Here is a 13,765-nt window from a genome sequence, read left to right on the forward strand (position 1 = left end):
ATATTGTTCCGCCAGCCCAAGGATTAATGGTGTATTGCACCAATTGTGGTACGAATGGTGAAGCGCAATTGTATAATGGAGCTGCTTGGGTGACTTTACTGGGTGGCACTGCGGCTGCAGCATCAGGTCCAACCCCAAATGTTATCAACCCAACTACCAATAAAGTATGGATGGACCGCAACTTGGGAGCCACCCAAGTAGCAACAAGCAGTACCGATGCGGATTCTTACGGAGATTTATACCAGTGGGGAAGAGGTGCTGATGGGCATCAATTAAGAGAATCATCTCAAACTACTACACAGAGTGCAACTGATACACCTGGTGATGCTCTTTTTATAACTGAATCTAACGATTGGCGATCTACTCAAAACGATAATTTATGGCAGGGCGTAAACGGCATTAACAACCCATGCCCAAGTGGGTATAGGTTACCAACCGAAACAGAATGGACAGCCGAAATCGCAAGTTGGGGTAGTGATAACGACGATGCAGATGGAGCCTTTGTCTCACCACTTAAATTGCCCATGGCGGGCCGCCGCTTCATCAGCAATGGTTCGCTCCACAATGCTGGTACCCACGGCTTCTATTGGAGCAGTACGGTTAGCAGCACCAAGTCGCGCTTCCTCGACTTCAATAGCAGCACTGCCAATATGAACTCCAACTACCGAGCTAGCGGATACGCTGTTCGTTGCCTTAAGGATTGACACTTTGATTAGCGAAGCGATTTGTCCCGATAGTTATCGGGATTGACACTTTACCATGCCATCCCTTTAGGGTGGCATGGTTTAAATACCGCGCAGCGCCTGCCTGCCGCAGGCAGGGTCGAATTTTTTTTTAAAAAATGACAATAAAAGAAAAAATACAATACAGTGAAGATAAAACAGTATTTACCCTCTTTAAAGAAGGTTTGTTTTACAAGTGTTACAATGCAGATGCCATGGTGTTTGTGCAAAAGATAAAGGAGTATAAAGTAAGCTCAAAATATGTAAAAAGTGCAAGTGCAGAGGTGTTAAGTTTGGGTTTTCCGGTTAGTGAGGTAGAAAAAGGGAAATTGACTTTGGAATTTATCTCGGAAAGAATGGGTGCCTCTCGTTTTGAAGTAAGCGGTAACGATGTTGTTTTTATTTTAGACGAAACGGCAGTCAAAAGCAATTATAAAGTATGGGCAGAAACTTTAAAGAAGGAAAAACCATGTAATTTGGTTAATGAGCCGGAACCATCCTACACGTCAATAGATAATTTGGAAAGTATTGTTACTATCATAAAGAATTTTGACTTAGCCAATAGCACACCTATGCAAAGTCTAGGATTTATTCAGCAGTTGAAAGAAGAAGTTCAACAATTAGAACGAAAAAATGGAAACATTTGAACAACTTTTATATCAATTACATTTATCGTATGTGCAAGCCCGCAAAAACAAACGAAATACCCATAATCAGTTGGCTTTTGAGTTAAATCAGGAAACGAATTTACATCAACTTGCAAAAGCTGTTTTTGAGAGAAAATACACACCTAAACCTTGTATTGCTTTTATCATTCAAAAACCTGTAATGCGCGAGATATTTGCAGCAGATTTTACAGATAGGGTAATCCATCATTTTGTCTATCGATGCATTTATCCTATTATTGATAGCAAACTAATTCACGACACCTATAGCTGCAGAGTAGGTAAAGGCACTCTTTTTGGCATCAATAGAGCCAAAGGTTTTATGCGTTCGTGCAGTCAAGATTTTACAAAGGACACGCATTTTTTAAAATTGGATATTGAGGCGTATTTTATGAATATGAATCATCATATATTGTTTGAGAAGGTATTGAGCATGCTACCCCAAAATAAAATGAGTTTTTTAGGAATAAGCAGAGAAACATTAATTTACCTGATAAGGCAAACGATTTTCAATAATGTTGCTGAAAATTGTCGCATTAAAGGTAATAAATCAGATTGGTTAGGCTTGCCCCCATCAAAGAGTTTGTTTAACAGTCTCGCTAATACAGGTTTGCCAATTGGCAATTTGACTTCGCAAATTTTTGGTAACGTGTATATGAATGACTTTGATTATTCTATAAAAAAGGAATTTAAACTAAGATATTATGGAAGATATGTAGATGATATGCTCTTCTTTCACAACGATAAAAATTATTTAGAATCGTTAATCCCAAAGCTTTCAAATTTTTTACTTTCAAATTTGAAACTAACGGTCCATCCAAACAAAATAATACTTAAATCAATAGAAGAAGGCATCCCGTTTTTAGGTCAAATAATAAATCAACATGCTACTTATGTTGGCAACCGAACAAAAAATAATTTTTATCATGCCATACAAGAAATAAATAAAATTATGGCTGTAGTACCGCAGTTTACTTGGCAACAATTATGCGATATTAGAGCAACACTCAACTCTTATTTAGGCTATGTGCAACATGCCAATTCATACAATTTGAGAAAAGCAATGATGGGTAAGTTAATCAAACGTTTCTATGATTTTTATTTTGTGGAACGGAATTTTAAAAAAGTAATTATTAACGAAGATTTTTGGCAATGGCACTTTTCTCCGAACTACCAGTTTACAAATTAGGCTATGATTTATTAATTCAAACCTATCAGCGAACAGCAGTATTTTCAAGAGAATATAAATATACGCTAGGTGAACGATTAAAGAACGAAACAATAGATATGCTTCTTAATATTTATAAAGCGAATAAAAGTAAAAAAGAAAACCGGGAACAATTTATTGACCAAGCAAGACAGAATGTGGAAGTTATTCGGCTGTTGCTTCGTTTGTGTAAAGACTTAAAAATAATAGGAATAAAAGGGTTTGTAGCTTTAAATATGCAAGTAGAAGAATTGTCGAAGCAATTGGCTTCATGGCAAAAATACACTGCCGGAGTTCGTACGAAAGAATGAAAAACAAAACGTATGGAGTGTGCAGCATTTAATCCTAACATAGCGTCCGCTTTTTCAAAAAGAACGGATACAAGAGCAATCAGTTGTAAAATGAATTTTTGTTTTACGATGTGTAAAAGATATGTTTTATTGCCCATGGCGGGCAACCGCAACAACAGCAATGGTTCGCTCAACAATGCTGGTACCAACGGCAACTATTGGAGCAGTACGGTTAGCAGCACCAATTCGCGCAACCTCAACTTCAATAGCAGCACTGCCAATATGAACACCAACAACCGAGCAAACGGAAACGCTGTTCGTTGCCTTAAGGATTGCAACATAAGTAGGCTACAACCCTTTTTAAATTTAAAATAATGAAAAAAACAATTTTAGCTTTAGTACCACTTCTATTGTACACCAGTTTACTGACTGCCCAAAGCATCACTGGAAATCTAACACAGTTAGCAGGACAAGACATTAGACTCGAAGGCTTCAACGGGCTCAAAACCTACCCTATCGCTTCCGCCACCATCGATGAAAAAGGGAGTTTTAATATGACTTATTCTAAAGCAGATTATGGGGTTGGGTACTTAATATCGGCTGATGATACGCCTTTGTTTGTCATTCTAAGTGGTGAGGCTATAGAACTGTTTGGTGAAACACTGAGCGACACCGAAACTCTTAAAATTATCAAAGGTCAGGAAAACCAATGGTTGGGGCAGTATGCCCAAGAACATCCCAAAAGAGAGCAGGCTCTGAGTGCATGGATGTATTTGGAGAAGATGTACACGCTAGATTCATTATTTTCAGTGCAAGAACGCCCTGCCCATAGCATACAAACTGAAAAGCAACGCATCAAAAATGAGGATGCTGCATTTTTAGCAAAACTTCCCAAAGCCAGCTATGTGAGTTGGTTGTTACCTACGCGTAAGTTGGTGAGCTCTGTGTCAACAGTTGCTCAATACCGCACAGAAGAGATTCCGGCTACGATCGCTGCTTTTAGGGCTTTAGATCATACCGACCAACGCTTGTATAAAAGTGGTTTGTTTAAAGATGCCATGGAGAGCCATTTTTGGCTGATAGAAAACAGTGGTCGCTCATTGGATTCGGTTTTTGTAGAAATGCGTCATTCTATTGATGCCATGATGGTTAATTTGGTAAAAGACGAGCAAAAACTCAATGAAGTTATGGGCTATCTCTTTGATTTATTGGAGCGCCACAGCTTGTTTCAAGCGTCGGAGTATTTGGCTTTAAAAGTGCTAAACCAAACAAGCTGCACCCTAGATACCAATCTTGCCAAGCAATTAGAAAGTTATCGAGCGATGAAGAAGGGGAATACGGCTCCTGATATTGTTTTTGATAAAGAAATCGTTGCTCCTGGCTATAAGGATACGCAACAACCCAGAAAACTCTCTGACATAAAAAGCAACTATACGGTGGTGGTATTTGGTGCGAGCTGGTGCCCCAAGTGTACCGAAGAACTGCCCAAAATAGCCAACTACTATTCAAAATGGAAGCAGCAAGATATTGAAGTGGTCTATGTGTCTTTAGACGAAAATGAGCAACAATTTAAAAGTTTTGCGAGCATCTTTCCTTTTGTAAGCGTCTGTGATTATCAAAAATGGAACAGCATTGCAGTAAAAGAGTATTATGTATTTGCCACCCCTACCATGTTTTTATTAGACAACAACAGAGAACTAATTTTAAGATTACAATCGGTAGAGCAAATGGATGCATGGGTAGATTGGTATTTAGTACAGGGGAATAAATAAAAGGTGCCAGGGAAAAAATAGTTCTGCAAAAAAAAAATGTGGGGGTTGTGCTTTATAAAAAGAAGATTTTTAATTTGTTGTGCACTAAAAGTCCTTGTCAGGTGGGTGCTGGACGTTAGTTTTAGTGTAGGGCTATTTCAGGACTAGACAAATTACCAATAAAAAAAGTCCGATCATCTGATCGGACTTTTTATAGATTGAAGTAAATAGAACGTTTTAGGATCCGCACATTTCGCAATCGTCACCATTGCTGGCTGCTTCTTTAGCGCGTTGAAGAATTAATCGGTATTCTTCTGCACTCATCTCTTCGTTCTCTGTAACTACGTTGGTGTTTACAATAGGCTTAGATTCATTCATCACTTTTGCAGCTGCAGGGGCACTATCTTCTACAAACAATGTTTGTGGAGGAGCCACTGACTGTGCCACCTGTGGTTGCACTGGTATCGCTTCTTGCGCTTGCTTTTGTGTTCTCAAGGTATGGGCAGCTTGAACTGGCGCTGTAGCGTTGATGACAGGAAGTTCTACTGGTGCAGCAACTGCCACTGCCTTCTTTTCTTTAGTAACGGTAAACTTGATAGCATCTACCGCTCCTTTAGTTCTTAAATAGTACATTCCAGTCTTCAAACCACTTTTCCAGGCGTAAAAGTGCATAGAAGTTAACTTAGAGGTAGTCACATTTTCCATAAATAGGTTCAATGATTGAGATTGATCAATAAAGTAACCTCTTTCACGAGACATATCAATAATGTCTTTCATTTTTAGTTCCCAAACGGTCCTATAAAGTTCTTTAATATCTTCTGGAATTCCTTCTATAGCCTGAATAGAGCCATTGTTTCTCATAATGGCATTTTTTAAGCTGTCATCCCAAAGGTCTAAATCAACTAGGTCTTTTAATAAATGCTTATTGACAACGATAAACTCACCAGAAAGTGTTCTACGGGTATAGATGTTAGAAGTATAAGGTTCAAAGGCTTCATTGTTTCCTAGAATTTGAGAGGTACTCGCTGTAGGCATAGGGGCAACAAGTAGCGAGTTTCTCACTCCGTGTTCCATTACCTTATTTCTAAGATCGGCCCAATTCCAACGACCGCTTAATTGGTCATCGTTAACTCCCCACATATTGAATTGGAACTCTCCTTGTGACATTGGAGAGCCAGCAAATGAAGAGTAAGGACCTTCCTCTTGTGCCATTTCCATAGAAGCTTCACAAGCGGCAAAGTACAGTGTTTCAAAAATGTCAGAGTTCAATTTTTTTGCTTCGTCACAGGTAAACGGGAGGCGCAACATAATGAAGGTATCTGCAAGACCTTGAATCCCTAGCCCTACAGGTCTGTGGCGCATGTTAGAATTTTCGGCTTCTTTAACTGGGTAATAGTTGCGATCTATTACTTTGTTTAAATTGCGCGTTACTCTTTTAGTTACTTTATGCAAGGCTTTATGATCAAAGGCGCCGTCTTTTACAAACATAGGTAGCGCAATAGAGGCGAGGTTACACACAGCAACTTCGTCTGGAGAAGTGTACTCCATGATCTCGGTACACAAGTTAGAAGACCTTATGGTACCTAAGTTTTTTTGATTGGACTTTTTGTTTGCGGCATCCTTGTACAACATGTAAGGGGTGCCTGTCTCGATTTGTGATTCTAATATTTTATCCCAAAGCTCACGAGCCTGAATAGTCTTGCGCCCTTTTCCTTCTTCTTCGTATTTGGTATAAAGAGCTTCAAACTCATCTCCGTGAACGTTGTAAAGATTAGGACACTCGTGAGGGCACATTAAAGTCCACGTGCTGTTGGTCTCTACTCTTTTCATAAAAAGGTCTGACATCCACATCGCATAGAATAAGTCACGAGCTCGCATCTCTTCTTTACCATGGTTTTTCTTAAGATCTAAGAAGTCAAAAATATCTGCATGCCAAGGTTCCATATAAATGGCAAAAGAACCTTTACGTTTTCCTCCACCTTGGTCTACATAACGAGCGGTATCATTATATACTTTTAACATTGGAACAATACCATTAGAAGTTCCATTAGTACCTCCTATATAAGAGCCCCTTGCACGTATGTTGTGTATAGATAATCCTATTCCCCCAGCACTTTGGGAAATCTTAGCAGTTTGTTTTAAGGTATCGTAAATGCCTTCGATACTATCATCTTGCATGGTTAATAAAAAGCAAGAAGACATTTGAGGTTTTGGCGTACCTGCATTAAATAGGGTAGGCGTTGCATGAGTAAAGAACTTTTTTGACATCAACTCATAGGTTTCTATGGCGGCATCAAGGTCATCAACATGAATCCCTACAGACACACGCATCAACATGTGTTGTGGGCGCTCGGCAATCTGACCGTTAATCTTTAATAGGTAGCTACGTTCTAATGTTTTAAACCCAAAGTAATCGTACCCAAAATCACGGTTATAGATAATAGCCGAGTTCAAGCGGTCGGCATTATCTTGAATTACTTGATACACCTCATCAGAAATCATAGGTGCTTTTTTCTCTGTACGCGGATTCACATATTCATACAAGTCCGTAATGACGTCAGTAAACGTCTTTTTGGTATTTTTATGTAGGTTAGATACAGAGATACGTGCCGCTAATCTAGCATAATCTGGATGTGCAGTCGTCATGGTAGCCGCAGTCTCTGCAGCGAGGTTATCCAATTCACTTGTAGTAACACCATCGTACAATCCGTCGATAACACGCATGGCAACTTTTACAGGATCCACATGGTCACTTAGTCCATAGCACAATTTACGCACTCTTGCGGTGATTTTGTCAAACATTACTGGCTCCTTGTGGCCGTCTCTTTTTACTACAAACATATTGAACTCGTTTTTGGGTGGAGAGATAAGGAGGGTACTCCCTGTCTCAAACAATTGGGTTAACACTTGTGAAAATACCTTGAAATATTTTCTAAACTACAATGCGACAGTCGGTGGACTGCAAGCTTTTTAAATGAACTTCTTTTTAGAAGTCGGCATCTAAAGAGAACGAGTCCATAGTGCTCTTATCTTCTTTAGTGCTGTTCATGACTCCGGCTTTTTGGTATTCTCCTACTCTTTTTTCAAAGAAGTTGGTTTTACCTTCCATTCCTATTAGATCCATAAAGTCAAACGGATTAGTAACGTTGTATACCGGCTCACATTCTAGCTCAACAAGCAAACGATCGGTCACAAACTCAAGGTATTGTGTCATCAATTTTGCATTCATTCCTATTAGGCTGGCCGGTAGTGACTCGGTAATGAATTCACGCTCAATATTTAAAGCATCAACAATAATTTCTTTGATACGCTCTTTAGGTACTTTATTGATTAAGTGATGGTTGTGAAGGTGTACTGCAAAGTCGCAATGCATACCCTCATCACGAGAGATCAATTCATTAGAAAAAGTAAGTCCAGGCATCAAACCGCGTTTCTTTAACCAGTAAATAGAACAAAAGGCACCAGAAAAGAAAATCCCTTCTACTGCTGCAAAAGCGATCAAACGCTCAGCAAAAGACGGGCTGTCTATCCATTTCATTGCCCAGTCGGCTTTTAATTTAATAGCAGGAAAATTTTCGATAGCTTTAAACAGCTGGTCTTTTTCCTTATCATCTTTTACATAGGTATCTATTAATAACGAGTAGGTCTCTGAATGAATGTTTTCCATCATGATCTGAAAACCATAGAAAAATTTAGCTTCAGAATACTGCACTTCATTCACAAAGTTCTCAGCAAGATTTTCATTAACAATTCCATCACTCGCTGCAAAAAATGCAAGAATATGCTTGATAAAATAGCGTTCGTCAGAGTTAAGGGAGTTTTGCCAGTCCGTTAAATCAACTTGTAAATCAATTTCTTCAGCAGTCCAAATACACGCTTGTTGTTTCTTATACCATTCCCATAAATCATCATGTTGAATAGGGAAAATGACAAATCGGTTGGGGTTGTCTTGTAATATAGGTTCTTGTGTAGTTTGCATGTGTACTTTTTATTTATCGCTGTTACTTTTTAAATCTCGGGATAACAAAGATGAAGAATGTTTAAGGCGTTATGGGCAATTTAACATTTAGCTTTTTCACAAGTTTTCAACATAAGAAGTTTCTTAACAAAATCCAAAATGCAGCGTTCAACTTATTGCTGTACAGCGTGTTGAACTTTTAACGGATTTTTGCATGTATTTGTGAAACAAGAGCTTAAAAATCGCAGTTTTCATCAATGTTCAGCCCAGTTTGGAGGTGGTCTTTAGGATTAAATTTAAAAAAAAGAGGGTAGAAGTTATTCACGCTTTCGCGAAAGCGAAACACCTAAAAATCATTTTTCAAGCGCAGATTTTAAAAAACGTACTTAAAAATCTTTTGCAATTTCTTCGAGTTGGGCATACCACTCTAGACCGAATTTTCTTATCAAAGGTTCTTTTAAAAATTTATAGACAGGAACTCCTAATTCTTCACCTAATTCACAAGCATCGTCACAAATTTGCCATTTGTGGTAATTCACGGCTTTGAAGTCGGTGTATTCTTGAATACGCGCTGGGTATAAATGACAAGAAATGGGTTTGTAGAAAGTAGTTGCACCGTCTCGATAAGCCGATTCGATCCCGCAAAGCGCTGTTCCATCTTTCTTAAAGGTAGCGTAAGCACATTCGGCTCCATTAACCAGTGGTGTTTCTAGTTCACCACTTTCTCGTTCAATCCAGGTGCCCTGCGCTTCAATAGCAGCAATCCCTTCTGGACGTAAAAAAGGTTTTATATTTTCAAACTCACGATCGAGAATGTCCAGTTCTTTCTGTTCCAGGGGGGCTCCTGCTTCTCCAGCGACACAACAAATGCCTTTACATGCCGTAAGATTGCACACAAAGTCTTTTTCAAGAAGGTCATCAGAAATGATGGTTTTTCCTATTTGGAACATATTACCGATTTTAGAGGTCAAAGATACCCTTTGAAAAATTAAATATAAATGTAACATCAAAAACAAGCCTAACTTTAAGTTGATTTCGATGGCATCACTTGAAATGGAATAGGTATAAGGGACTATTTTAAGAATAACTTCTATCGCATGTGATCTGGTTGCGCTGCACTAGAGAACTGTTGGTGAGTGCAATGTCCGGGCAGTGACTAAATAGGGATGTGATGCCACCAAAACAATAAGGCTTTTATACCAGCATTGCCAATTAGCGTAATAAAGGGGTTTTAATTACCTAGCAATCTCCCAATAAAAAATTTAATAGGTTTTCTAATTCATTTATATTTGCAAGACACACAACAACCTTATGAAATACAACCGCATATTATTAAAACTTTCTGGAGAGGCCTTAATGGGCGAGCGACAGTACGGTATAGATCCAAAACGCCTGGCAGAATATGCTGAAGAAATCAAAGAAGTAACCGATCTAGGAGTTGAAGTTGCCGTTGTAATAGGTGGAGGAAATATTTTTAGAGGTGTGGCGGGAGCTAGTAATGGTATGGACCGCGTGCAAGGAGATCACATGGGGATGCTGGCAACGGTGATTAACGGTTTGGCGCTGCAAAGTGCTTTAGAGGACGCTGGCGTGCCTACTAGATTACAAACGGCTATTAAAATAAATGAAGTAGCAGAGCCTTTTATACGACGTAAGGCGATGAGACATTTAGAAAAGGGGCGTGTAGTTATATTCGGTGGTGGAACAGGGAATCCTTATTTCACCACTGATAGTGCCGCTGTTCTAAGGGCTATAGAAATTGAAGCAGATGTTATTCTTAAAGGAACTAGAGTAGATGGAATTTATACAGCAGACCCTGAAAAGGATGCTACTGCAACTAAATTTGACTTCATCACCTTTGAAGATGTCTTGCGTAAAGGTCTTAAAGTAATGGATACCACGGCTTTTACTTTAAGTCAGGAAAATGAATTGCCTATTATTGTCTTTGATATGAATACGCATGGAAATTTAATCAAGCTGTTAAAGGGAGAAAACATAGGAACTAAAGTACAATTATAAATACGGCATTATAGTGCCTAGCATCTTATAAAAATAGTAGTGATGACAGAAGAAATCGATTTCATACTCGATAGCACCAAAGAAAACATGGATAACGCTATCACACATTTAGAAAAACAATTATTGAGTATACGCGCAGGTAAAGCCATGCCTGCTATGTTAAGTACCGTTATGGTAGATTATTACGGCAGTCAGACTCCATTGACTCAAGTGGCTAATATTGCTACTCCAGACGCACGAACTTTAAGTATACAACCTTGGGAAAAAGGAATGATTACCGAAATAGAAAAAGGTATCATGTATGCCAACCTAGGTTTGAACCCAATGAATAATGGAGAGAGTATTATTATAAACGTTCCCGCACTCACAGAAGAACGGCGTAAAGACCTTACCAAACAAGCAAAAGCAGAAGGTGAAGAAGCAAAAATAGGAGTGCGTAACGATCGTAAGGTGGCGATGAACGAACTTAAGAAACTCGATATCTCAGAAGACCTGCTTAAAAATGCGGAAGCAGAGGTGCAAAATCTCACCAACAAGTATGTGATAAAAATTGATGAGCATCTGGTAGTGAAGGAAAAAGAGATCATGACGGTGTAATAAACACGTCCATTTTTTCCTAGAACAAAGGCTCTCAAAAAAGCAACAAAACACTTAAGTGGCAACCGTATCTCGTCTAAAACCTTTAGTACATAAGTACTTATAGACTCGACTTGTTCCTTGTGATAGTACATTATGCCTTTTAGCCAGCCTTTTTGATGCTGTTCATGTTCTCTTAAGAACAACAACTTAATGCTGCACTTGTTCTATTTTTAACATTGCTAAACCAGTCCTAATTTTATGAGGTTATTTTTTGGAATTCTGTTGTTGTTTTTGTGCACTATTACAGCTGCACAGCAGCAAGGTGTGCAAGAGGCAGAGTTGTTAATGACCAAAGTTCTTATTTCTAAAAAGAAAAATGACCCCTCTCATAAGCTTAATTCTTACCGTTATGATGCTTATGAAAACTTAAAAGTCTCTGGAGACCCGGAGGCCTTAACGGGCCCAGGCTATAAAAAAACAGAATTGCGTAAAACGCTCAAGAAAACAGGCGTCCTTTATGCAGAAAAAACATCCCGACATAATTACGATCATATAAAAGGGTATAAAGAAATTATTACTGGGGCAAACATGCCTGGTTTTGAGGAGCCTGTTTATCCTATTTACCATATCGACTTTCAGTCAGAGAATATATATGATGAGAAGTACATCATTTTTGATCAAGAATACATCAGCCCACTGAATGAGAAGTCTATTTCCTTATATCACTTTCAAATAGTTACGGACTCGATCATTGAGGGCAGAACGGTTACTAAATTGAATTTTTTCCCTAGAAAAGAAAATGAATCCAGGTTATTTTCAGGTTTTCTGTACATCGATCAGCACACTTATGCAGTAGCAAAAGCTGTTTTTGAAAAGTCAGGAGCTCTTTATATCAACGCGTATCACGATTTTGTGTACGACGATTTACTTTCGCTATGGTACAACAGTTCAAGAAAGCTTTATGTGCGACAAGAAAAGACCAAAAAAGAGCTAGAGCTCTTTGGGGCAAGATTAGAAGTAGGAATTCAGAAAAGCACCTATGATCAAGAGCAAATTGCCGAAGAGCTCTATCTGATTATTGAAGCGGTTAACTCTAATTTTACCACCAATAAAAGCCTGGATTACGGCAGGCGTGGTCTTAAAATAGATGTTCAGGATTCGGCTATACACCAACAAGAAGCCTACTGGGAAAAAGAGAGAGGAAAAGATGCTTTTTCTACTTCAGAGCTGGCTCAGTTTATGAATTTGGACAGTATTGTAGATGCCACAAAAATCACTCGTAAATTGGAAATGCTAGATAAGTTTAAAATAGGTTATTTCCCAGTAAGTGTCGTGGATGTTGATTTGAAATATCTAGTTAAATACAACGATTATGAAGCTTTTAGATTAGGTATAGGTGGCCAGACTAATGAGAAGCTGAGCGAAAGTTTTAGAATTAATGGCTACTTGGCTTATGGGACTAAAGACGCCGTATTCAAACATAAAATAGGACTAGGTTACCGCATCAGTAAGGAAAAAAACACCTGGCTTACTATGTACAAACAGGACGATATTACGGAGTTTGCGGCAGAGCATTTTTTAACAGACGCTAGGGTATACTCGCTTTTTGAGCCTAGATTGATCAACATCCCTACCTTCTACTTGTATAAAGAATATGGTATGTCCTTACAACAGCGTTTAGTTCCTTCTGTGATTAGTGAGGTCTCGCTTTCGCGAAAGCGAGTTACACCAACAACAAATTACCAATTCATTTTAGAGGATGAGGTTTTTACAGATTATGTGCTAGCGGAGGTTTCTCTAGGAGCAAGGTGGAGCCCGGTAAGTGAATTTATGCGTACACCAAAAGGATATCAAGAAATAACTAGAGGGTATCCTATTTTAAGTGGGCAAATCACACAAGGGATTAAAGGATTTACAGCAAGTAATTTTAATTACCTTAAATTGTCAGGTAAGGTGGAGTATGCTTTTAAAAGAACAGATAAGTCCAGTACAGAACTCCTGTTAGAAGGTCATTACAGTTCAGGAGAAGTGCCTTTAACGCATCTGTACCACGCCTATCCTAATGCCCCTAACAAAGATGAGATCTTACAGCGATTTTCGGTTGCAGGTAGGCGTAGTTTTGAGACCATGTATTTCAATGAATTTTTTTCTGATCAACTCCTGGTAGGTCAAGTCAAGCATCACTTTGCCCCCTTTACTATATTCTCTTTTTTAAAGCCAGAAATGGTTTTAATTTCTAAAGTTGCTTGGGGCGATTTAGACCATGCACAGCGTCATCAAAATGTAACGATCACTACCTTAGAAAAAGGGTATTTTGAGAGTGGTTTTGAGTTGAATAAATTGCTGTTTGGTTTTGGGTTGAGTGCGAGTTACCGTTACGGCGCCTACCATCTTCCAGATTTTGCAGATAATATTGCCATAAAATTTACCTTCTATTTAGAGCTTTAGTTTGCAAAAAGCAGCTGAAAACTCCTTTAAAATTTTCGCCTTTCATTCGGTTCAAATGATATCCAACTCTTCAGGGGGTAGTAAGGGTTCTTAATTTATACGGTGCACCATAGATTAAATAACGAA

Annotated in this window: 12 protein-coding genes; 9 read left to right on the forward strand and 3 right to left on the reverse strand. The window is 38.7% G+C overall.

The window, feature by feature from the left end; genetic code table 11:
- From KG732_RS04315 to KG732_RS04340, 6 genes are all read left to right on the forward strand, one after another.
- Positions 1–704: FISUMP domain-containing protein (locus KG732_RS04315; RefSeq protein ID WP_300980313.1), on the forward strand; the 704-nt coding region annotated here is incomplete at its 5' end.
- A gap of 137 nt (positions 705–841) precedes the next feature.
- On the forward strand, positions 842–1,369 hold the full coding sequence (locus KG732_RS04320) for a hypothetical protein (protein ID WP_213521259.1): 528 nt from the start codon (positions 842–844) through the stop codon (positions 1,367–1,369).
- Positions 1,356–2,576 carry a reverse transcriptase domain-containing protein gene (locus KG732_RS04325; RefSeq protein WP_213521260.1) on the forward strand — a complete coding sequence of 407 codons (1,221 nt, stop codon included), beginning with the start codon at positions 1,356–1,358 and terminating at the stop codon, positions 2,574–2,576. The genes KG732_RS04320 and KG732_RS04325 overlap by 14 nt, the downstream gene beginning before the upstream one ends.
- Positions 2,540–2,905 (forward strand): four helix bundle protein, encoded by a 366-nt coding sequence (locus KG732_RS04330; protein ID WP_300980357.1) that lies wholly within the window; start codon positions 2,540–2,542, stop codon positions 2,903–2,905. The genes KG732_RS04325 and KG732_RS04330 overlap by 37 nt, the downstream gene beginning before the upstream one ends.
- 12 nt (positions 2,906–2,917) lie before the next feature.
- Positions 2,918–3,259, forward strand: a complete 342-nt coding sequence (locus KG732_RS04335; protein ID WP_213521262.1) for a hypothetical protein — start codon at positions 2,918–2,920, stop codon at positions 3,257–3,259.
- Positions 3,259–4,656 (forward strand): peroxiredoxin, encoded by a 1,398-nt coding sequence (locus KG732_RS04340; RefSeq protein WP_213521263.1) that lies wholly within the window; start codon positions 3,259–3,261, stop codon positions 4,654–4,656. The genes KG732_RS04335 and KG732_RS04340 overlap by 1 nt, the downstream gene beginning before the upstream one ends.
- 216 nt (positions 4,657–4,872) lie before the next feature.
- Here the strand turns inward: KG732_RS04340 and KG732_RS04345 are convergent, their stop codons facing one another.
- The 3 genes from KG732_RS04345 to KG732_RS04355 form a co-directional block, all read right to left on the reverse strand.
- Positions 4,873–7,476: a ribonucleoside-diphosphate reductase subunit alpha gene (locus KG732_RS04345; RefSeq protein ID WP_213521264.1), complete on the reverse strand. Its 2,604-nt coding sequence runs from the start codon at positions 7,474–7,476 to the stop codon at positions 4,873–4,875.
- 145 nt (positions 7,477–7,621) lie between these two features.
- A complete protein-coding gene (locus tag KG732_RS04350) occupies positions 7,622–8,614 on the reverse strand; it encodes a ribonucleotide-diphosphate reductase subunit beta (RefSeq protein ID WP_213521265.1) in 993 nt (330 codons plus the stop codon).
- 365 nt (positions 8,615–8,979) lie between these two features.
- Positions 8,980–9,543 carry a DUF3109 family protein gene (locus KG732_RS04355; RefSeq protein ID WP_213521266.1) on the reverse strand — a complete coding sequence of 188 codons (564 nt, stop codon included), beginning with the start codon at positions 9,541–9,543 and terminating at the stop codon, positions 8,980–8,982.
- Positions 9,544–9,904: 361 nt separating this feature from the next.
- On the opposite strand from KG732_RS04355, the gene pyrH reads away from it, so the two are divergent.
- From pyrH to KG732_RS04370, 3 genes are all read left to right on the forward strand, one after another.
- A complete protein-coding gene (gene pyrH, locus KG732_RS04360) occupies positions 9,905–10,612 on the forward strand; it encodes a UMP kinase (protein WP_213521267.1) in 708 nt (235 codons plus the stop codon).
- A 42-nt stretch (positions 10,613–10,654) separates the two neighbouring features.
- Positions 10,655–11,209 (forward strand): ribosome recycling factor, encoded by a 555-nt coding sequence (frr, locus tag KG732_RS04365; RefSeq protein ID WP_213521268.1) that lies wholly within the window; start codon positions 10,655–10,657, stop codon positions 11,207–11,209.
- A 240-nt stretch (positions 11,210–11,449) separates the two neighbouring features.
- Positions 11,450–13,639 carry a DUF5686 family protein gene (locus KG732_RS04370; protein ID WP_213521269.1) on the forward strand — a complete coding sequence of 730 codons (2,190 nt, stop codon included), beginning with the start codon at positions 11,450–11,452 and terminating at the stop codon, positions 13,637–13,639.
- The last annotated feature ends 126 nt before the right edge of the window (positions 13,640–13,765 follow it).

The sequence above is a fragment of the Nonlabens sp. genome (genome assembly GCF_018401815.1).
GTDB lineage: Bacteria > Bacteroidota > Bacteroidia > Flavobacteriales > Flavobacteriaceae > Nonlabens.